20 protein-coding genes are annotated in these 20,041 nt (G+C 73.0%); 9 read left to right on the top strand and 11 right to left on the bottom strand.

Translation table 11 applies throughout. The annotated features are described in order from the left end of the window. Positions 1–15: 15 nt before the first annotated feature. The gene (locus OG406_RS33345; RefSeq protein WP_329189307.1) at positions 16–864 is read right to left on the bottom strand and encodes an alpha/beta fold hydrolase; all 849 of its coding nucleotides are present in this window, start codon (positions 862–864) and stop codon (positions 16–18) included. 179 nt (positions 865–1,043) lie between these two features. Here OG406_RS33345 and OG406_RS33340 point away from each other — a divergent pair, with 179 nt between their 5' ends. From OG406_RS33340 to ppk2, 3 genes are read left to right on the top strand one after another with little or no spacing between them, the layout of a single operon-like run. Then, entirely contained in the window at positions 1,044–2,198 is a 1,155-nt protein-coding gene (locus OG406_RS33340) for an inorganic phosphate transporter (RefSeq protein WP_164374790.1), read from the top strand. 19 nt (positions 2,199–2,217) lie between these two features. Beyond that, complete coding sequence (locus OG406_RS33335; RefSeq protein ID WP_164374791.1) at positions 2,218–2,466, top strand: hypothetical protein; 249 nt, start codon at positions 2,218–2,220, stop codon at positions 2,464–2,466. Positions 2,467–2,523: 57 nt separating this feature from the next. Beyond that, positions 2,524–3,429, top strand: a complete 906-nt coding sequence (gene ppk2 / locus OG406_RS33330) for a polyphosphate kinase 2 (RefSeq protein WP_329189304.1) — start codon at positions 2,524–2,526, stop codon at positions 3,427–3,429. Positions 3,430–3,511: 82 nt separating this feature from the next. Here the strand turns inward: ppk2 and OG406_RS33325 are convergent, their stop codons facing one another. Continuing rightward, a complete protein-coding gene (locus OG406_RS33325) occupies positions 3,512–3,871 on the bottom strand; it encodes an ArsR/SmtB family transcription factor (protein WP_266611813.1) in 360 nt (119 codons plus the stop codon). Between the two features lie 17 nt (positions 3,872–3,888). On the opposite strand from OG406_RS33325, the gene OG406_RS33320 reads away from it, so the two are divergent. Continuing rightward, positions 3,889–5,187, top strand: a complete 1,299-nt coding sequence (locus OG406_RS33320; protein WP_443067124.1) for a cation diffusion facilitator family transporter — start codon at positions 3,889–3,891, stop codon at positions 5,185–5,187. A gap of 57 nt (positions 5,188–5,244) precedes the next feature. Here the strand turns inward: OG406_RS33320 and OG406_RS33315 are convergent, their stop codons facing one another. Further along, a complete protein-coding gene (locus OG406_RS33315) occupies positions 5,245–5,802 on the bottom strand; it encodes a YbaK/EbsC family protein (RefSeq protein ID WP_164374794.1) in 558 nt (185 codons plus the stop codon). 110 nt (positions 5,803–5,912) lie between these two features. After that, positions 5,913–6,485 (bottom strand): helix-turn-helix domain-containing protein, encoded by a 573-nt coding sequence (locus OG406_RS33310; RefSeq protein WP_081223185.1) that lies wholly within the window; start codon positions 6,483–6,485, stop codon positions 5,913–5,915. Positions 6,486–6,577: 92 nt separating this feature from the next. Here OG406_RS33310 and OG406_RS33305 point away from each other — a divergent pair, with 92 nt between their 5' ends. Further along, positions 6,578–7,435, top strand: coding sequence for a DMT family transporter (locus OG406_RS33305; protein WP_329189300.1), 858 nt, complete (start codon positions 6,578–6,580; stop codon positions 7,433–7,435). A 28-nt stretch (positions 7,436–7,463) separates the two neighbouring features. Here OG406_RS33305 and OG406_RS33300 read toward each other — a convergent pair whose 3' ends face one another. Then, the gene (locus OG406_RS33300) at positions 7,464–8,282 is read right to left on the bottom strand and encodes an acyltransferase (protein WP_329189298.1); all 819 of its coding nucleotides are present in this window, start codon (positions 8,280–8,282) and stop codon (positions 7,464–7,466) included. Positions 8,283–8,459: 177 nt separating this feature from the next. On the opposite strand from OG406_RS33300, the gene OG406_RS33295 reads away from it, so the two are divergent. Beyond that, positions 8,460–8,966 (top strand): gamma carbonic anhydrase family protein, encoded by a 507-nt coding sequence (locus OG406_RS33295; RefSeq protein ID WP_329191061.1) that lies wholly within the window; start codon positions 8,460–8,462, stop codon positions 8,964–8,966. Positions 8,967–8,991: 25 nt separating this feature from the next. Here OG406_RS33295 and OG406_RS33290 read toward each other — a convergent pair whose 3' ends face one another. From OG406_RS33290 to OG406_RS33280, 3 genes are all read right to left on the bottom strand, one after another. Further along, positions 8,992–9,639, bottom strand: coding sequence for a DedA family protein (locus OG406_RS33290; protein WP_164374797.1), 648 nt, complete (start codon positions 9,637–9,639; stop codon positions 8,992–8,994). A gap of 231 nt (positions 9,640–9,870) precedes the next feature. After that, entirely contained in the window at positions 9,871–12,339 is a 2,469-nt protein-coding gene (locus tag OG406_RS33285; RefSeq protein ID WP_329189295.1) for a beta-glucosidase family protein, read from the bottom strand. A 261-nt stretch (positions 12,340–12,600) separates the two neighbouring features. Next, positions 12,601–13,308, bottom strand: a complete 708-nt coding sequence (locus OG406_RS33280; RefSeq protein WP_329189294.1) for a TetR/AcrR family transcriptional regulator — start codon at positions 13,306–13,308, stop codon at positions 12,601–12,603. 106 nt (positions 13,309–13,414) lie between these two features. Here OG406_RS33280 and OG406_RS33275 point away from each other — a divergent pair, with 106 nt between their 5' ends. Beyond that, positions 13,415–14,359: an SDR family oxidoreductase gene (locus OG406_RS33275; protein WP_329189292.1), complete on the top strand. Its 945-nt coding sequence runs from the start codon at positions 13,415–13,417 to the stop codon at positions 14,357–14,359. A gap of 109 nt (positions 14,360–14,468) precedes the next feature. On the opposite strand, the gene OG406_RS33270 is transcribed toward OG406_RS33275, so the two are convergent. Next, positions 14,469–14,906: a DUF4442 domain-containing protein gene (locus OG406_RS33270; protein WP_164374881.1), complete on the bottom strand. Its 438-nt coding sequence runs from the start codon at positions 14,904–14,906 to the stop codon at positions 14,469–14,471. A 217-nt stretch (positions 14,907–15,123) separates the two neighbouring features. On the opposite strand from OG406_RS33270, the gene OG406_RS33265 reads away from it, so the two are divergent. Both OG406_RS33265 and OG406_RS33260 read left to right on the top strand, forming a co-directional pair. Then, positions 15,124–16,188 (top strand): hypothetical protein, encoded by a 1,065-nt coding sequence (locus OG406_RS33265; protein WP_329189289.1) that lies wholly within the window; start codon positions 15,124–15,126, stop codon positions 16,186–16,188. A 129-nt stretch (positions 16,189–16,317) separates the two neighbouring features. Then, complete coding sequence (locus tag OG406_RS33260; protein ID WP_266611829.1) at positions 16,318–17,682, top strand: MFS transporter; 1,365 nt, start codon at positions 16,318–16,320, stop codon at positions 17,680–17,682. Here OG406_RS33260 and OG406_RS33255 read toward each other — a convergent pair. Both OG406_RS33255 and tuf read right to left on the bottom strand, forming a co-directional pair. After that, positions 17,644–18,489 carry a spermidine synthase gene (locus OG406_RS33255; RefSeq protein WP_266854256.1) on the bottom strand — a complete coding sequence of 282 codons (846 nt, stop codon included), beginning with the start codon at positions 18,487–18,489 and terminating at the stop codon, positions 17,644–17,646. The two genes, OG406_RS33260 and OG406_RS33255, sit on opposite strands and share 39 nt — an antisense overlap. 249 nt (positions 18,490–18,738) lie before the next feature. Beyond that, positions 18,739–19,908 (bottom strand): elongation factor Tu, encoded by a 1,170-nt coding sequence (gene tuf, locus OG406_RS33250; RefSeq protein WP_164374804.1) that lies wholly within the window; start codon positions 19,906–19,908, stop codon positions 18,739–18,741. Between the last annotated feature and the right edge of the window lie 133 nt (positions 19,909–20,041).

Raw genomic sequence — 20,041 nt, 5'->3', positions numbered from 1 at the left:
GGAGACCCCATCCGCTCACTCCTGACGGCCGAGGAAACCCTCGACCGTGTCCGTGAAAAGTCGCGGTTCGTCGAGCCACGGGAAGTGCCCGGCCCCCGGCAGGACGGCCGTCTCGGCCCGCGCGAAGAGGTCCGCGACGGTCGCGGCGACGCGTGGCAGCGGGCCGCTGTCCAGCGCGCCCGGGACGAGCAGCACCCGCACGTCCCAGGCGGCCACCACGGCCCGGGCCGCCGCGGGCCGGAAGGCGTCCGGTGTCGCGTAGCGGTCGGCGGCCTCCTCGTTCGTCTGGTCGAGGTCGGTCGCCGCGTGGGCGCGTGCGGCCGCGTCCCAACGGCCGTAGAAGAACGGGGTGGCCGCGTCGAAGTCGGCATCGCTCGCGGTGCCGGCCCAGATCCGCCCGTACGCCGCGTGCGCACCCTCGAACCACGGTTCCCGCGCGCGGAGCGCCGCCCCCTCCGCCCGGTGCTCCGGCGTGAAGTCGACACCGAGGGCCCGCGCCCGAGCGGCGACGAGCGTGAGGGAGCGGACGCGCTCGGGGTGCCGGACGGCGTACAGCAGGGCCAGGTCGCCGCCCGCCGAGTGCGCGAGCAGATCGACCCGGTCGAGTCCGAGGTGCGCCCGGAACGCCTCCACGTCGTCGACCTGGCGGTCGCAGCGGTACGTCGCCGGGTCGGCCGGACGGTCCGAGGCGCCGGTGCCCCGCAGGTCGAGCAGGCACAGCCGGCGGTGACGGGCCAGCCCTCCGAGGTCGCCGAGGTAGGCGGAGGCGCGCATCGGCCCACCGGGCAGACAGAGCAGCGGCGGGACCTCGCCCCTGCCGTGGTGGGCGAGTCGGGTTCCGTCGGATGCGGCGAAGGTCGGCATGGCCGTCATCCTGAACAGGGCGTCCGCTGCCGGGCAAGCGGTTTGACGGATCATCAGCGATGTCCGCGTGGCCGGGCGCCGTCCGATACGTCGTGAACACACGTCCATCTCGACTCGGCCATGCGTGCGCTTTGCCTCCGGTTCGCCCGGCGTACGCCTCCGATTGCTTTCATCGAGGGATGGACCACATCACGTTCCTCGTGGCGGTCGTCATCGTCACGGCTCTGGCCTTCGATTTCACCAACGGGTTCCATGACACGGCGAACGCGATGGCCACGTCCATCGCCACCGGCGCCCTCAAGCCCAGAACCGCCGTCCTCATCAGTGGAGTTCTGAACGTGGGCGGCGCGTTCCTGTCCACCGAGGTCGCCAAGACGATCTCCGGTGGGATCGTCGACGACACCCTCGTGACCCCCGGCATGATCTTCGCGGGCCTGGTCGGCGCGATCCTCTGGAACCTGCTGACGTGGCTGCTCGGGCTTCCGTCCAGCTCCTCGCACGCCCTGTTCGGCGGGCTCATCGGCGCGGTGTGGGTCGGCGCGGGCGCGAAGGGCGTCCACTTCGACAAGGTGCTGGAGAAGATCCTGATCCCGGCGGTGGCCTCGCCGGTCGTCGCGGGCGTCGCCGCGCTCCTGGCCACCTACCTCGCGTACCGGATCACCGCCCGGGCCCGCGAGAAGTCGGTGACGAAGGGCTTCCGGCTCGGCCAGATCGCCTCCGCCTCGCTGGTGTCCCTGGCGCACGGGACGAACGACGCGCAGAAGACGATGGGCGTCATCACGCTGACACTGATCTCGGCGGGCGCGCTCGGCCACGACGCCGGCCCGCCGGTCTGGGTCATCGCGTCGGCGGGCCTGGCGATCGGTCTGGGCACCTACATCGGCGGCTGGCGGATCATCCGGACGATGGGCAAGGGACTCACGGACATCCAGTCACCCCAGGGCTTCGCGGCCGAGGCGGCCTCCACGACCGTGATCCTGACCTCGGCCCACCTCGGTTTCGCGCTGTCCACCACACAGGTCTGCTCGGGGGGCATCCTCGGCGCCGGACTGGGCAGGCGGCTGGCCGAGGTGCGCTGGGGCACCGCGGGCCGGATGGCCGTCGCCTGGCTGGTGACCCTGCCGGCCGCCGCGCTGGTCGGCGGTGTGTCGGCGAGCGTGGTGAAGCACGGCGGAACGTTCGGCACCGTGGTGATCGCGCTCGTCGCGGTGGCCGTCGCGTCGTTCATCGTCGCCGCCTCACGCCGCAACCCGGTGCACGCATCGAACGTCAACGACGACCACCAGGTCACCGTCCGTACGGCCGCGCCGGCCGGCGTCGGCTCGGCCGCCTGAGTCAGGGAGAGTTCCGGACATGCATCTCGACTGGACCGCACTCGGCGAGGTCGCCGCGGTGAGCACGGGAGTCACCGTGGCCGTGGTCGTCGTCTTCGCCCTCGGTGTGCTCGGGCTCGCCCGGGTCGAGGCGGCTCGTGAAGGCGCCGCCGACACGGGCTCCTCCGGCGGCGGCGTCCTGGGGATCACCCAGGCAGGGCTCTGCTTCCTGGCCTGCGCGGCCGTGGTGGCGTACGGGATCTATCTGATCGTGCCGCAGTTCCACTGACTCGGCGGGAAGAACTCGGTCGACGGGGAACGCGCGGTACGAGAAGGGGAGGGCCGGATGACGGAACTGCTGGCAGGCATGCGGGTCGACTACACCGACCACGACGACCCGGTACTGATCCGGCCGGACGGAAGCACGGTCGACACCTGGCGGGAGAACTACCCGTACGAACAGCGGATGGAGCGCAAGGAGTACGAGTGGCACAAGCGGCTCCAGCAGATAGAACTGCTGAAGCTGCAGAGCTGGATCAAGGAGACGGGACGGCGGCTCGTCATCGTCTTCGAGGGGCGTGACGCGGCCGGCAAGGGCGGCACGATCAAACGCTTCACCGAGCACCTCAATCCGCGCGGCGCCCGCGTCGTGGCCCTGGAGAAGCCCACCGAGCGGGAACGCGGTCAGTGGTACTTCCAGCGGTACGTCGAGCATCTGCCGACGGCGGGCGAGATCGTGATGTTCGACCGGTCCTGGTACAACCGGGCCGGTGTGGAGAGGGTGATGGGCTTCTGCGGCGACGACGAGTACCGGCGCTTCATGCGGCAGGCGCCCGCGTTCGAGCGGATGCTCGTCGACGACGGGGTGGACCTGATCAAGTTCTGGTTCTCGGTCTCGCAGGGCGAGCAGCGCACCCGTTTCACGATCCGCCAGGTCGACCCGGTGCGGCAGTGGAAGCTCAGCCCGATGGACCTGGCCTCGCTGGACCGCTGGGACGACTACACGGCGGCCAAGGTCGCCATGTTCCGCGAGACGGACACCGAACAGGCGCCGTGGACGGTGGTGAAGAGCAACGACAAGAAGCGGGCCCGCGTCGACGCCATGCGCAGTGTGCTGGCCCGCTTCGCCTACGCGGACAAGGACGAGGAGGTCGTCGGGCTGCCCGACCCGAGCATCGTGGGCGCGGCGGCGAACCTGATGGAGGAGGGCGAGGACGACACGGTGCCCCCGGCTGGTCCCGCGGGGTCCTGAGTCCCGCTCGGCAGGTTCCGCGGGTGCCGAGTCCCGGCCGGCAGGTCCCGCGGGGTCCGGAGTCCCGGGCCGGCGCGTGGACTCAGTCGTGCGCGGGACGGTCGGACAGCCGGTGGTCGGCCAGGCTCAGCGCTTCGTCGACCACCCGGCGCAGATGGCCGTCGCCGAGCGAGTAGATCACCCTGCGGCCGTCCTTCCTGGTGTTCACCAGCCCGGCGAGACGGAGCCGGGCCAGGTGCTGGCTGACGGCGGGGCGGGCCGCCCCGCAGCCCTCGGTCAGTGTGCTGACGTCCGCCTCGCCGTCGGTCAGCGCGTGCAGCAGCGCCAGCCGGGTGCGGTCGCCGAGCAGGGCGAGGAGTTCGGCCGCGAGCGCGAACTGTTCCTCGCCGGGGCTGCGCGGGTGCGCATCGTGCGCAGGTGACAGGTGCATGCGTGCGCTCATACGCACATAATGGCGTCGTGGGCGCCCGTGCGTCCACTCCCGCGCACCGGAAGGGGACGCCCGTGCACGACCGGCACCATCACGAGGACGGCCACCGCGACGAGCACGGCGCCGGCCATCGCCACCACGAGCACAACTCCGGCCCTCACCGCCCCGCGCCGGGCGAGCCCGACCGGGCCGAGCACCGGCCTCCGCACGGTGAGCACGGCCGGACCGAGCACGCCGACCCGCCCGCCCAATCGCACGCGCACTCCCACCCGCACCCGCACCCGCACCCGCACGGCGATCACGAGCACGCCGGCCACCATCACCCGGCCGGCGACCCGCATCCCGGCCTGATCCGCCGGCTCCGCCATCGGCTCGCCCCGCACTCCCACGACACGGCCGACCGTGTCGACGCCGCGCTGGAGTCGTCGGCCCGGGGCATGCGCGCGTTGTGGGTGTCCCTGGCCGTCCTCGGGACAACGGCCTTGGCCCAGGCGGTCGTCGTGGCACTGTCGGGGTCGGTCGCCCTGCTCGGCGACACCGTGCACAACGCGGCCGACGCGCTGACGGCCGTACCGCTCGGGATCGCGTTCGTGCTGGGCCGTCGCGCGGCGACCCGGCGTTTCACCTACGGCTACGGGCGGGCGGAGGATCTCGCGGGCGTCGTGATCGTACTGACGATCGCCGCGTCCGCCGGTTTCGCGGCCTGGGCGGCGGTCGGCCGCCTGCTCGATCCGCACCCCGTCCGGCATCTTCCGGTGGTGGCGGTCGCCGCGCTCATCGGCTTCGCCGGGAACGAGTGGGTCGCCCGGCACCGGATCCGGGTGGGCCGCGCGATCGGCTCCGCCGCGCTGGTGGCGGACGGACTCCACGCCCGCACCGACGCGTTCACCTCGCTCGCGGTGCTCGTGGGCGCGGGCGGCTCGGCCCTGGGCTGGCAACTCGCGGACCCGCTGGTGGGGTTGGCCATCACGGTGGCCATCCTGGTGGTGCTGCGGGACGCGGCCCGCGAGGTGTTCCGGCGCGTGATGGACGCCGTGGAGCCGGAGTTGGTGGACCGCGCCGAGCAGGCACTGCGGGACGTCGCGGGTGTGCGGGACGTGGGCGAGCTGCGGTTGCGCTGGATCGGCCACCGGCTGCGCGGGGAGGTCGCCGTGGTGGTGGACGGCGAGGTGACCGTACGCCGGGCCCATGCCATCGCCGTCGAGGCCGAGCACGCCCTGCTGCACGCGGTCCCGAAGCTGACCGCCGCGCTCGTGCACGCCGACCCGGCGCCGCTGCCCGGCGAGGCGGACCCGCACGGGCGGCTGGCCCATCACGTCACCGTCTGAACGAGGCCCGGTGGGGGCGGTGGGCCGACCTCGGCCGCCACTCCCCCGCCGCAGGGGTCAGGCGAGGCCCAGCCCCTCCAGTACGACCGCGTTCGGCAGTTCGGCGAACGCCGCTCCCGGCACCAGGAGTTTGCCGCGTCGGCGGCCGCTTCCCACGAGCACGTACGGCAGCGCGACGACGGCCGCGTCCACCAACACCGGCCAGTCGGCGGGGAGTCCGACGGGCGTGATGCCGCCGTACTCCATGCCGGTCTCGCCGGTCGCCGTGTCCATCGGGGCGAACGAGGCCTTGCGCGCCCCGAGTTGGCGGCGCACCACGCCGTTGACGTCGACGCGGGTGGCGGACAGGACGACACAGGCGGCCAGCGTCGTCTCACCGCCGCGCTTTCCGGCGACGACCACGCAGTTCGCGGACCGGTCGAGCAGTTCCTTGCCGTAGTGCTCGACGAAGGTGGCGGTGTCGGCCCATTCGGGGTTCGTGTCGACGTGGACGATCTGCTCGGCGGGGGTGGCCCCGCGCCAGCCGCGTACGGCGTCGGCGACGGGGCGGGTGAGTTCGTCCAGGCAGTCGGGGGCGGGGACGGCGTGGTCGAAGTGTCCGATCGGTGCGCGCATGACCGCACGCTAACAGCGGTGCCCACCGGCCCGGCGGGGGCGTCCGCCACGCGAGCAGGGGGGCGCCGGGAGCCCTCGCACCAACGGGCGGACGGGAGCCCGGACGCGGCTCAGTGGACCAGCGGTACGGACACGGCCATCACCATGTCGACCGGGACCTCGCCCTTGTTGGCGTAGGTGTGCGGCGTGTTGGCCTCGAAGGACGCGCTCGCGCCCTCGGGGACGCGGTGTTCGACGCCGTCCACGGTCAGCGTCATCTCGCCCGCGAGGACGTGCACGAGCTCGACGGTGCCCGCGGGGTGCGGGTCGGAGGGGCTGCCGTCGCCCGGCATGAGCCGCCAGTCCCACATCTCCAGCGGGCCGGGCGCCTCGGTCCCGGCCAGCAGCCGGTTGTAGCTGCCCGCGTCGGTGTGCCACAGGCGTACGGCCTGGTCGGCGGGGACGATCCTGACGCGGGGCCCCTGTTCGTAGTCCAGCAGGGTGGTGATGCTGACGCCGAGCGCGTCGCCGATCTTGACGACGGTGCCGAGGCTGGGGTTGGTGCGGGCCTGCTCGATCTGGATAAGCATGCCGCGACTGACTCCGGCGCGGGCGGCGAGCGCTTCCAGGGTGAAGCCGCGCTCGGCGCGCCAGCGCTTGACGTTGCGCCCCAGGGACTGAGTCAGCAGGTCGAGATCCGACACATTCCGTCCAATATTGTGAATGACAGAGTTCAATCAGGTGAACTATCGTGTGGTGCACCTGACCGTCCACCGAACTGTACTGCGAGGCCCCCGTGACAGCACTCTTCGCCCTGGCCACCAGCCTCCTGTGGGGTCTGGCGGACTTCGGAGGAGGACTGCTGACCCGCCGCACGCCCGCCCTCACGGTGGTGGTCGTCTCCCAGTCGATCGCCGCGGTGGTGCTCGGCGCGATCGTGCTCGTCACCGGCGCCTGGAGCGCGGCGGGCCCGCAGCTGTGGTTCGCGTTCGCGGCGGGCCTCGTCGGTCCGGTCGCGCTGCTCTCCTTCTACAAGGCGCTCGCGCTCGGCCCGATGGGCGTGGTCTCCCCGCTGGGCTCACTGGCCGTCGCCGTCCCGATCGGCGTGGGCCTCTTCCTCGGCGAGCGCCCCGGGCTGCTGCAGGTCGCGGGCATCGCGGTCGCCGTGTCCGGCGTCGTGCTCGCGGGCGGGCCCCAGTTGCGCGGAGCGCCCGTGCAGCGGCAGGCGATCCTCCTCACGCTGATCGCGGCCGCCGGGTTCGGCACGGTGTTCGCGCTCATCGCGGAGGCGTCCTCGTCGGTCACCGGACTGTTCCTGGCCCTGTTCGTGCAGCGCGTGACGAACGTCGCCACCGGCGGCGCGGCGCTGGCCGTCTCCGTGCGGCGTGGGGCGTCCGCGCTTCCCGAGGGCGGCTTCCCCTGGGCCTCCCTGCCCGCGCTCGCCTTCGTCGGCCTCGCCGACGTCGCGGCCAACGGCACGTACTCGGTGGCCGCCCAGCACGGCCCGGTCACCGTGGCCGCCGTCCTCGCCTCGCTCTATCCGGTGGTCACGGCCCTGGCCGCGCGCGGCCTCCTGCGTGAACGGCTGCGTTCCGTGCAGGCCGCCGGAGCCGGACTCGCCCTGGTCGGCACGGTGCTGCTGGCGACGGGATGACCGCCGGGCCGGGCGGGGACCGAACGGTTCAGGACTCGGCGCGGACGTCCCCGGTCTGCACCGGTACGTCCGCGGAGGCGTCCGGCGTGTCGGGGTCCAGTGCGGCGAGGCGCGCGGCCGTCTCCTCGTCGAGCCCCGAGAGCGCCGACAACTGGTCCGGGGTCACCCCGTCGGGGATCGGCACCGGCGGCGGGGTCCGCAGCGGCGGCTGCCACCCGTCCACGGGGTCCCAGCGCCGGACGACGCGCGCGGGGGCTCCGGCCACCACACAGCGGTCGGGCACCGTGCCCCGTACGACCGCGCCGGCGGCCACCACGACGTTCCGGCCGATCCGCGCACCGGGCAGGATCACCGCCCCGGTCCCGATCCAGCAGCCGGCGCCGATCTCCACGGGCTCCATCCGGGGCCACTGCCGGCCGATGGGCTGGTGCGGATCGTCGTACGAGTGGTTCGTGGACGTGACGTACACGTAGGGCCCGAAGTAGCAGTCGCTGCCGATCGTGACGGTCGTGTCGGCGATGACATGGCTGCCGCGGCCGAGCACGACGCCGTCGCCGACGCGCAGGATCGGATCGGGGCCGAGGTCGAGGTCGGGCATCAGACCCGCGGTCAGCGTGACCTGTTCGGCGACGATGCAGTGCGAGCCGAGGTGGATCCAGGGCTCCCCGAAGACCGTGCCGAGCGGGAAGGCCAGGCGGGTGCTCGGCCCGATGGCGCCGAAGCGGAACCGTCCCGGATGGTCGGCCGTGACCGCGCCCGTGCGCTGCACCCAGGCCCAGCCCGCATGGACGGCGCGCTGCGCGAGACGTCGCCGCCATGATGAGAACGTGTTCCTGCTCGTGGGCACCCGCTCACGGTACTCAGCGCGGGATACGCGGACGCCGTCGTACCGCTGTGATCTTCACCCCACCGGGGGCGCCGGCGATGGCATACGGTGCCGGTGCGGCCGGTACCACCGGCCGCACGACGACGACCGACGAGACGACGAGACGGTGACGCGGTGACGACTCAGCAGGCGCTGATCATGGGAATCGGCGGCAAGGACCCGCAGGTCGACGAGGAGGCGTTCGTGTCGCCCACCTCGGTGGTCATCGGGGACGTCACGCTGCACGCGGGCTCGAGCGCCTGGTACGGCGCGGTGCTGCGGGCCGACTGCGGGCCGATCGTCATCGGCGCGGACAGCAACGTGCAGGACAACTGCAGCCTCCACGTGGACCCCGGTTTCCCCATCACCGTCGGGGAGCGGGTCTCCATCGGCCACAACGCCGTGCTGCACGGGGCGACCGTCGAGGACGACTGTCTGATCGGGATGGGCGCCACGGTACTCAACGGCGCGGTGATCGGGGCCGGTTCGCTGGTCGCCGCGCAGGCGCTGGTACCGCAGGGCATGCAGGTCCCGCCGGGGTCGCTCGTCGCGGGCGTGCCCGCCAAGATCAGGCGTTCGCTGACCGACGAGGAGCGCGAGGGCATCACCCTGAACGGCACGCTGTACGTGGAACTGGCCAAGGCACACCGCGGGATCCACGCGTGAGCGGTCCCACCCGGGAGGCGGAGGGCTAGTCGGCGGGGACGGGCTCCGGCTCCGCCGTCTCGTGCTCCGCCGCCGACTTCTGCGCCCGGCGGCGGACGATCAGCATCGAGCCGAGACCGATGAGTACCGCCAGGACCAGGCCGAGCCACGAGAAGCGCTTCAGCCAGGCCTCGGCGACGACGCCCACGTAGTAGATGACGGCGGTGGTGCCGCCCGCCCAGACGATGCCGCCGAGGACGTTGGCGATCAGGAACTTCCAGTACGGCATGTGCAGGACGCCCGCGAGCGGGCCGGCGAAGATCCGCAGCAGGGCGATGAACCGGCCGAAGAACACGGCCCACATGCCCCACTTCTGGAACGACCGCTCGGCGGTGGCCACATGGCCTTCGCTGAAGTGCCGGGGGAACTTCGCGCCGAGCCAGGCGAGCAGCGGGCGGCCGCCCTTCCGGCCGATCGCGTACCCGATGGAGTCGCCCACGATCGCGCCGAGGCTGGCGCAGGCTCCGAGGATGACGGGGTTGATGCCGGTGTGCTGCGAGGAGAGCAGGGCCGCCGAGACGAGCACGATCTCCCCGGGCAACGGGATGCCCAGGCTCTCCACGCCGATGACCAGGGCCACCAGCGCGTAGATACTGACCGCGGGCACCGTCTCTAGCCACTCCTGGACGTGCAACGCCGGTTCCTCCCGTTGAGCTGTGCCTGACCCGGGCGGCTGCGTCTCGCTCGGTCACCCGGCGCGCGCTTCCCCCGGAGCGCACGCCCGGAAGCCTACCTGGTCGCTCCGGACCGGGGTCCGGTCGCGCGGGCCCGGCAGCCGCCCCCGGCCCGTCGGCGCGGGGGCAGGGGCGGCACGGGAGGGGCATGCGGTGACCGCGGGGCCGGCGCGTGGCGCACCCGCTCCGGATCAGGCACGGACCTCCGCGCTGGTCCTGAGCCGCAGGTCGCGCGAGGAGGCCCCGACCCAGACGGTCCGGCGCCCGGTTCCGAGCACCCAGCCGTGCTTCTTGGTGTCCCAGGAGGAGAGGGTGCGTGCGGACACCCGCACGGTGACCCGTCGCCGCTCCCCCGCGCGCAGGACGAGCCGCTGGTAGCCGCCCAGCACCCGGACCGCCTGGTCGAGTTCGAGCCGGGGCGAGGGTCCGACGTAGACCTGCGCGACCTCGACGCCGTCGCGCCGCCCGGTGTTGCGCACGGTGAACTCGACCCGCAGCCCCCGCCGGTCCTGCCGGACGCGGACGTCGTCGTAGGCGAAGGAGGTGTACGAGAGTCCGTGGCCGAACGGGAAGAGCGGGCGCACGCCCTCCGCGTCGTACCAGCGGTATCCGGCGTGGATGCCTTCGGAGTACTCCTCGGTGCCGTCGACGCCCGGGTAGCGGCGCGGGTCCCCGGCCACGGGGTGGTGGTCGTCGTCGACGGCGAAGGACTGGGTGAGCCGGCCTCCGGGGTCGCAGTCGCCGAACAGGACGGCGGTGGTGGCGGCGGCGCCCTGCTGGCCCGGGTAGTACATCTGGAGCACGGCGGCGGTGCGGCGCAGCCATGGCATGGAGGTGGAGGACGAGGTGTTGAGGACGACGGTGGTGTGCGGGTTCGCCGCGGACACCGCCTCGATGAGGTGTTCCTGGTGCCCGGGGAGGGCGATGGTCGTACGGTCCAGGCCCTCGGTGGCGTCCTCGTAGGCGAACAGGACGACGCTGTGCGCGGCCCGGGCCGCGCGGACCGCCTCGGTGACGTCCTGGGCGCGGGTCGCGCCGGTGCTGCGCCGCAGCCGGAAGACCTGTCCGGCGCTTCCGCCGTTGGCGGTGATCTTCAGCGTGTGCGCCCCCTTCGAGAGGTTCAGAGTCGCGCGCCGCACCGCCAGCCCGTCGGGGGCGGCGGAGACCAGGCCGCCGGAGAAGTACTCCCCGTAGCCGGGCGCCACGGGGAAGAGGTCCTGCCCGTCGAGCAGGACCTTGGGCCGTTCGCCCGAATAGTGGATGACCAGGGTCCACTCGTCGGGCTCGGCGACGGTGAGGGTCCCCTCGTACGACCATGCCTGTCCCGCGGGGACCTGCTGGGCCTCCGTGGTGAGCGCCGGGCTCAGCGCGCTCGCGGGGACGGCCTTGCCGAACAGGTCCTCGCCCGGGGAGTAGGTGACGCGGGCACCGTGTCCCGCGCGGGCCCGGATGGCGTCGAGGGGGCTGTCGGCGTGGTCGGGCACCACGTGCGCGCTGCCGCCGCCGCTGACGAAGGGCAGCATGCCGGTGGGTCCGACGACGGCGATGTCGCGTGCCGCGGCGCCGGTGAGGGGCAGTACGTGGTGCTCGTTGCGGAGCAGGGTGGCTCCCGCCTTCGCGACCTCCAGGGCCACGGCCGCGCCCGCCTTCGCGTCGCGGGCGGGGCGGGCCGGAGCGCTCCCGTCGAGCAGCCCGAAGCGGTCCATCACCCTGAGGATCCGGCGCACGGCGCGGTCCACGTACGCCTCGGAGACAGTGCCGTTCCGGACCGCCGACCGCAGAGCCGCCCCGAAGTAGGTGCCGTCGGGCATCTCCATGTCGAGGCCCGCGGTGATCGCGGCGACGGTGCTGTGGGCGGCGAACCAGTCGGTCATCACCCAGCCGTCGAAGCCCCACTGATCGCGCAGGACGCCGGTCAGGAGCGCCCGGTTCTCGCAGGCGTAGATGCCGTCGACCTTGTTGTAGGCGCCCATGACGGCGCCGGTGCCCGCGTCGACGGCGGCTTCGAAGCCGCGGAGCTCGACCTCGTGCAGGGTCTGCTCGTCCACGACGACGTCGACGGACTGGCGGTCCTTCTCCTGGTTGTTCAGGGCGAAGTGCTTGACGGTGGCGATGAGGCCCTCGCCCTGGATGCCGCGGATCTCGGCGGCGACCAGGTCCGCGGCGAGCAGCGGGTCCTCGCTGAACGTCTCGAAGTTGCGGCCCGCGTACGGGGTCCGGATGAGGTTGACCATCGGGGAGAGCAGGACGTCCTGGCCGAGTGCGCGTCCTTCGTGTCCGATGACCCGGCCGTAGCGGTGGGCCAGTCCGGGATCGAAGGCGGAGGCCAGCAGCACGGGGGCGGGCAGGGCCGTCGCGTGCCGGGTGACCCGGACGCCGGCCGGGCCGTCGGCGAGCCGCAGGGAGGGGATGCCGAGCCGGGGGACGCCGGGGACGAAGCCGGCCTGGCCGAGGGAGTCCGGGTCGGCCGCGCCGTGCAGGAGGGAGATCTTCTCGTCGAGCGTGAGTCTGCGGATCAGGCCCTCGACGCGCGGGCCCGCAGCCGTTCCGGGTGCCGCGTGGGCGCCGGGGACGAAGCCGGGAGCGGTGGTGGCCGCGGCGACCGCGACGGCGCCGCCGACCAGTCGCAGGGCCGATCGCCGGGAAAAGGTGTGGGACATGAGCCGTCACTCCTTCGGTGCGCGGGCACGTCGTCGTGGTCCGCGTGTACCGGTGCCGGCGACCCTCGCGTTCGTTCCTTGAACGCGGTTGCGTAGAAGTCGACTTGACCGTCCGTCAGGCACCGTGGGTACGGCGCGAAAACTATGACCCGGGGTGACTCGTGTCAATGAAGTGAACAGAAACAGCGCGGAGTCGGACAAGTACCGAAGGAGTGCGGTCCGTCGAGAGCACCCGGCCCCGGCGGGACAGGGGCCGGACCCTCAGGCTCCAGGCGCGGATGCGGCGTCGTCGCGTGCCGCACGAGCGAGCAGACCCGCGACGACGACCGCGAGCATCTCGCGCAGGACATCCGTGAAGTCGAGCCGCAGAGCGGCCAGTCGGGGATCGGCCTCGTAGGCGGCGAGCATCGCGGCGGAGGGCTGCGAGTGCGTCCAGGCCGCCCCGGCGACCATGATCGTCGCGGCGGCGAACCGTCCGGCGTCACGGTCGCCCAGTTCGGGCACGCGCGCCTGCACCAGCCGGGCGAGCAGTCCGACGTTGGCGATCGCGGTGTGCTTGTACTCGGCGGCGGCGACGGGCGAGACGTTCCGTTCGAGGACGGCCGCCTGCGCGCTGATCAGGTCGCACAGGACGGGTCGCGCCGCGAGGGACGCCGCGAGCACCCCGGCCACCCGGTCGCCGCGCTCGGCCACGGGCGCGCCGTCGTCGACGGCCGCGCCGAGCTCCCCCTCCAGCCCCGCCAGCCATTCGCGTTCGGCGGCGTCGAGGAGTTCGAGCAGCACGGCCTCGCGGGACTCGAAGTAGCGCAGCACGTTCGACTTCGCGAGCCCGACGCGACGGCTCAGCTCGTTGAGGCTCAGCCGGGCGACCGGCATCTCGGCCAGCATCGCGGCAGCGGTGTCCAGGATGGCCTGCTTGCGCACGGCGCGCTGTTCCTCGCTGCGGGCGCGCTGGAAGGACGTACTCATGGCCCCAGACTACAGACCCCCGGTCTGTTGTTATCAGACCGGCGGTCTGCTACGTTCGGAGAAGAGAAGAGACCACTGGTCTTTTGAATCTGCCGAAGGAGTTCTCATGTACACCGTGCCGGACCGGACCGGGAAGCTCGTCGTGGTCACCGGAGCCAACAGCGGCACCGGCAAGGAGGCCACCCGACGGCTCGCCGCCGCCGGAGCACACGTGATCATGGCCGTCCGTACGGTCGCCAAGGGCGAGCGGGCCCGCGCCGAGATCCTCGCCCGCCATCCGCAGGCCCGGCTCGACGTGCGCCACGTCGATCTCGCCGACCTCGCGACGGTCGAGGCGTTCGCGGACGGGATCCTGGCCGACGGCACCCCGCTGGACCTGCTGGTCAACAACGCGGGCGTGATGGCACCCCCGACCCGGATGACCACGGCGGACGGGTTCGAGCTCCAGATGGGCAGCAACTTCCTCGGCCCGTTCGCGCTCACCGTGCGACTGCTGCCGGCCCTGCTCGCCGCGGGCGCCCCGCGCGTCGCCACGATGAGCAGCGGGACCGCCAACTACGGCCGGATCGACTTCGCGGACCTCCAGTGGGAGAGCCGTCGCTACAGCGCCAACCTGTCCTACGCCCAGTCGAAACTGGCCGACCTCATCCTGACCCGGCAGCTCGCGGCGATCGCCGCCGAGCGCGGCTGGAACCTGCTGAGCACCGGCGCCCACCCCGGCTACACGGTCACCAACCTCCAGACGGCCGGCGCGAGCCTCGGGCGGGACAAGCCGAAGCGGTCCCTGCTCAACGCACTGGACTTCCTGCCGAAGCAGCAGGTCGAACAGGGCACCGAGCCGCTCCTGTACGCCGCCACCAGCCCCGACGCGGTGGCCGGCGGCTACTACGGTCCGGGCGGCCGGTTCGGGCTGGTCGGTCCGACGGCCACGGCACGCGTCACCCGCCGGGCCCTCGACCCCGGGACCAACACCCGCCTGTGGAGCGAGGCCGAACGGCTCACCGGGGTCGCCCTGCCGGTCGCCACGGCCGGATCCGGGCCGGCGGTCTGAGCCGCAGTGGGGCCCGGGCCGACGGCCTGAGCCGCAGGGGGGCCCGGAACGACCGCGGGCCCCTATCGGCTCGTACGTCCCGATCAGGGCCCGGCGTGCACCGTGCGGCTCAGCCGTTGGGGCGGAGCGTCCACACCACGGTCATCTCGCCGGTCACCGCGCCGTCGGCGCGCTGGATCGCGATGGCGACCGGGAACTCGGGGCGCTGACCGGCGTCGAGTTCGGCCACGACCTCGGCGGCGGGCCGGCCGAGCGTCGCGGTGGCGGTGACGGGGCCCATCGCGAGCTTCTTGTACGCGATCTCGGCGCGCACGGCGAGCGGCACGGCGCGCGCGAGCTGGTCACCGAAGGCGGCCAGGACGATCGCCCCGCTGGCCGACTCCCCCAGCGTGAACATGGCACCCGCGTGCGGGCCGCCGACGTGGTTGTGGAAGTCGCCCTGGTCCGGGAGCGCCACGACGGCCTTCTCCGGAGAGGTCTCGACGAACTCGAGGTTCAGGGTCCGGGCCATCGGCACGGTCGCGGCGAGCATCTCGCCGATCGTCATCTGGTCTGCGCTCATGACTCGATGTTACCCATGGGTAGCAAACATTGACCAGCCCGCCGCCCGTCACCGGTTCCGGCGGGCCTGCCGGGTGCGCCGGCCCCGGAGACGTCGCCGCCGGTCGCAAGCCGGGACCAAAGGGGGCAAGTACGGTGGCGACCCGCTCCTTTCGGGGACCGCCATGGCACTCGGGTCTCCGGCCCCTCTATCGTTACCGGCCATGTGGCCAGGACAGCAGCCGCCCGGGGGCGAGCAGAACCCGCAGGACCAGAACCCGTACCAGCAGCCGGGGTACCAGCAGCCGAATCCCTACCAGCAGCCCGGCTACCAGCAGCCGGGACAGCAGCCGGGGTACCAGCAGCCCGGCGCGCCGTACGGGCAGCCGCAGGGCGGACCGCAGTGGGGGGCTCCGACCGAGCCGCTCGGCGGACCCCTGCCGTCCGGCGGCAGCGGGGGCGGGGGCGGCGGAAACAAGACCAAGGTCACCGCGATCGTCGCGGCCTCCGCCGTGGTGATCGCCGCCGGGGTCACCGCGTTCCTCGTCCTGGGCGGCGGCGACAAGGACGACAACGCGGGCGGTGACGCGTCCAAGTCGCCCAAGGCGTCCGCCTCGACGTCGCCGAGCGCGAGCGCCGGCGGAAGCGACGACAATCCGCGCGGCGGCGACGAGGAGAAGGCGACGGTCGCCGGCTGGAAGGTCGTGGTGAACCCGAAGTGGGGCACCGCCTTCGACGTTCCGGCGGACTGGAAGGTCGAGACGCCCGGCACCTTCATCGGCTTCGAGGACGAAAAGAAGGGCGACGGCTCCCCGTTCATCGGCATGTCCGCGCCCGCGTTCCTCAAGGAGAAGTGGTGCACGTCCGACGACGACAAGGACGGTCACGACAGTGACACGTCACTGGCCGCCGCGGGCACCAAGGGCCAGAGCGGCGCCAAGGACACGGCCGACGTGGCGCGCAACGACGCCGCCGTATGGGTCTTCGGCGGGTACACCGACCAGAAGGAGTCGTCGAAGAAGCTGCTGAAGGTCGGCAAGTCGGAGACGTACACCACGGCGTCGGGCGTCAAGGGCAGCGTCGCGACCACGTACTCCACGGGAGTCCCCAAGAAGGGCAAGTGCGACTCCGACGGCAAGGCGACCACGTTCGCCTTCAAGAACTCGGCGGGCGACTTCGTCTCGTGGACGTTCTACGGCGCCAAGGGTGTCAAGGAAGAGGTCCCCGACGCGACCGTGCGGAAGATCCTCAGCACGGTCCGGCTGCACGGGACGCCAACCGGCTCCTGAGGGCCGGGGTCCGGCTCCCTGGGCCCGGAGTCCGGCTCCTCGGGGTCGGAGGCCGGCCCGGCGGGGCGTTCGCTCGACGCGAATGCAATCGGTTTGGCAAGTCGAGCGGCGGGCGGCGATAGTCACGGGGTGACCTCAGCCGCCGCCCTCCCCCGCCGCACCCGACGCCCTTCCTGGGCGGGACGGAACTACACCCTGCTGACCGCCGCCGCGGTCGTCACCAACCTGGGGAGCCAGGGCGCGCTCATCGCGGCGGCGTTCGCGGTGCTCGCCGCCGGTGGCGACGGTGGCGACGTCGGTCTGGTCGCTGCGGCGCGGACGGTGCCGCTGGTCCTGTTCCTGCTCATCGGCGGTGCGGTCGCGGACCGGCTGCCGCGGCACCGGGTGATGGTCGCCGCCAACGTCCTCAACTGCGTCTCGCAGGGCGCCTTCGCGCTCCTGGTCCTCGGCGGTCACGCGCAGTTGTGGCAGATGATGCTGCTGTCCGCGCTCGGCGGCACCGGACAGGCGTTCTTCGGGCCCGCCGCCGAGGGCATGCTGATGTCCTCCGTGGAGGGTGAACAGGCCGGCCGCGCGTTCGCGGTGTTCCGGATGGCGATGCAGGGCGCGGGCCTCGGCGGAGCGGCCCTCGGCGGAGCGCTGGTGGCCGTGATCGGACCGGGCTGGGTGCTCGCCGTGGACGCGGTGGCGTTCGCCGTCGCCGGCGGGCTGCGGTCCTTCCTGGACGTCGGCCACATACCGCCACGCGCACCCGGCGGCGGTCTGCTCGCCGATCTCCGCGACGGCTGGCACGAGTTCGTCGGCCGCCCCTGGCTGTGGACGATCGTCGCGCAGTTCTCCGTCGTCGTCGCGGTGGTCGGCGCCGCGGACGCGGTCTACGGTCCGCTGGTCGCCCGCGACAGCCTCGGCGGGCCGGGGCCCTGGGGGCTGGCCCTCGGCGCGTTCGGCGCCGGAACCGTCGGCGGCGCCCTGCTCATGACCCGGTGGAAGCCCCGGCGGCTGCTGCTCGCCGGCACCCTCTGCGTCTTCCCGCTCGCGGCGCCCGCCGCGGCACTCGCGGTCCCCGTCCCGGTGGGCCCGCTGTACGCGGTGATGTTCGTCAGTGGTCTGGCGATAGAGGTGTTCGGTGTCTCGTGGATGACCGCGCTGCACCAGGAGATCCCGGAGGAGAAGCTCTCCCGGGTGTCGGCCTACGACTGGTTCGGCTCGGTCGCCATGGTCCCGCTGGCCACCGCTCTCGCGGGCCCCGCCGAGCAGGCCTTCGGCCGCACGTCCGCGCTCTGGGGCTGCTCGGTGCTGGTCGTGGTGGTCACGGCGGCGGTGCTGTGCGTGCCGGACGTACGGAACCTGACGCGCCGCACCCGGCAGGTGGCGCAGCGGACGCCGGTGTCCCCCGCCGACGGTGTCCCGCTGCTCGGCGCGGAGGGTGCCCAGGTGTCCGGCGGGACGCTCGCGTCAGCCGATGCCGAAGGATCCGCCGGGCGGTTCGGGTGACGGGACCGCGTCCTCGTCCCCGACGGGCGCGGCCCCGGCGACGAAACGCCTGAGCGCGGCGCCGTGTTCGACGCGCGCCGGGAAGGCGTCGGCGGCGGTGCGGCGGGCCAGGGCCGCCGTGTCGAGGGGCTGGTGGGAGGCCACGAGCACGGCGTTCCCGAAGCGCCGGCCGCGCAGTACCCCGGGTTCGGCGATGAGGGCGAGTTCCTCGAACACGGTCGAGAATGTGGCGAGTTGGGACCGGAGGAAGGCGAAGGGAGCCGCGTCCGCGAGGTTGGCGAGGTAGACGCCGTCCGGACGCAGGGCCCGTTCGGCCGCCTGCGCGTAGGCGGTGGACGTCAGATGGGCCGGGATGCGCGAGCCGCCGAAGACGTCGGCGATCAGGATGTCCGCGGAGTCGGGGGCCGCGGCTTCGAGCCAGTGCCGGGCGTCGGCGCCGTGCAGGGTGACGCCCGTGCCCGGGGGCAGCGGCAGGTGCTCGCCGATCAGCGCGAGCAGGCCCCGGTCCGCCTCCACCACGTCCTGCCGTGAACCGGGCCGGGTGGCCGCGACGTACCGGGGCAGGGTGAGCGCCCCGCCGCCGAGGTGCAGGACGTCCAGTGGCCGCCCCGGCTCCGCCACCGTGTCCAGGACGTGCCCGAGGCGACGCGTGTACTCGAACTCCAGGTGCGCCGGCTCATCCAGGTCCACGTACGACTGGGGTGCGCCGTCCACGGTCAGCAGCCACGCCCGCTTCCGGTCCACGTCGGGCATCAGCTTCGCGGTGCCGTGATCCACGGCCCGCGTCACGGGTATCGGCTCGTCCACGGCTCCATTGTGCGGCCTGCCGCCGGTCCCGCCGCCCGGGGAGCCCGGCGGCCGGATCCGGACAGCAGGACCGGTGCCCGCCTGTGCCGCGCGGCCCGATCGCCGACCGCGGTCTCCCCCTTCCGGCACACGCCCGCGGCCCGCGTGCACGGGCATGGGGGCACCCGTGCAGGCGGGCACCCGTGTCGTCGCCCCGCCGGGCGGCGACACGGGTGGAGCGAAGGTGGCCCGGCCGGGCGGCCGAGCCGGTCAGGCGATCGACGTGACCGTCCCGGCGCCGACCGTCCGGCCGCCCTCGCGGATCGCGAAGCCGAGCCCCGGCTCCAGCGGGACGTCCCGCCCGAGCTCGACCGTCATGGTGACGGTGTCGCCGGGCCGGGCCACCGCCCGCTCGCCGAGGTCGACGTCGCCGACCACGTCCGCGGTGCGGATGTAGAACTGCGGCCGGTATCCGGTGGAGACGGCGGTCGTCCGGCCGCCCTCGCGGGCGGACAGGACGTACACCTGCGCCGTGAAGCGACGGCTCGGGACGACACTGCCGGGCGCGGCGGCGATGTGCCCGCGGCGGACCGCGTCACGGGGCACCCCGCGCAGCAGCAGCGCCACGTTGTCACCGGCCTGCGCCTCCTCCATCGGCCTGCCGAAGGTCTCCACGCCGGTGACGACCGTGTCGACGCCGGCGCCCAGCACCTCGACGCGGTCACCGACGCGGATCGTGCCGCGCTCCACGGCACCGGTGACGACCGTTCCGCGTCCGGTGATGGTGAGCACGTTCTCGACGGGCATGAGGAACGGCGCGTCGAGATAGCGCTCGGGCATCGGCACGTAGGTGTCCACCGCGTCGAGCAGCGCGTCGATCGACGCGGTCCAACGCGGGTCCCCCTCGAGGGCCTTGAGGCCGGACACCCGTACGACGGGTACCGCGTCGCCGCCGTACCCCTGCGCGGAGAGCAGTTCGCGGACCTCCAGCTCCACGAGGTCGGTGAGCTCCTCGTCCCCGGCGTCGGCCTTGTTGAGGGCCACGACGATGTGGTCGACGCCCACCTGCCGGGCGAGCAGCACGTGTTCGGCGGTCTGCGGCATGATCCCGTCGAGCGCGGACACGACGAGGATCGCCCCGTCGAGCTGGGCCGCGCCCGTGACCATGTTCTTGACGTAGTCGGCGTGGCCCGGCATGTCCACGTGCGCGTAGTGCCGGGTGTCGGTCTCGTACTCGACGTGCGCGATGTTGATCGTGATGCCGCGGGCGGCCTCCTCCGGAGCCCGGTCGATGCGGTCGAACGGGACGAAGGTGCCGGAGCCGCGCTCGGCGAGAACCTTGGTGATGGCGGCGGTCAGGGTGGTCTTGCCGTGGTCGACGTGACCCATGGTGCCGATGTTCAGGTGCGGTTTGGTGCGCACGTAAGCCGTCTTGGGCATGGCTGTACCTCGAAGCCTCTTCGGTGTCGGCGAAGCCGAGTGATGGCCCCGGCGCGAACGGGCCGGAGCGGGGACCCCCAGGAGTTGCCGACCCTCCCCCTGCGGGGTCCGCCGGACGATCCGGGAAGGGTCA

Source organism: Streptomyces sp. NBC_01428 (assembly GCF_036231965.1).
Classification (GTDB): Bacteria; Actinomycetota; Actinomycetes; order Streptomycetales; family Streptomycetaceae; genus Streptomyces.
This window is presented reverse-complemented; position numbering and strand designations above follow the sequence as displayed.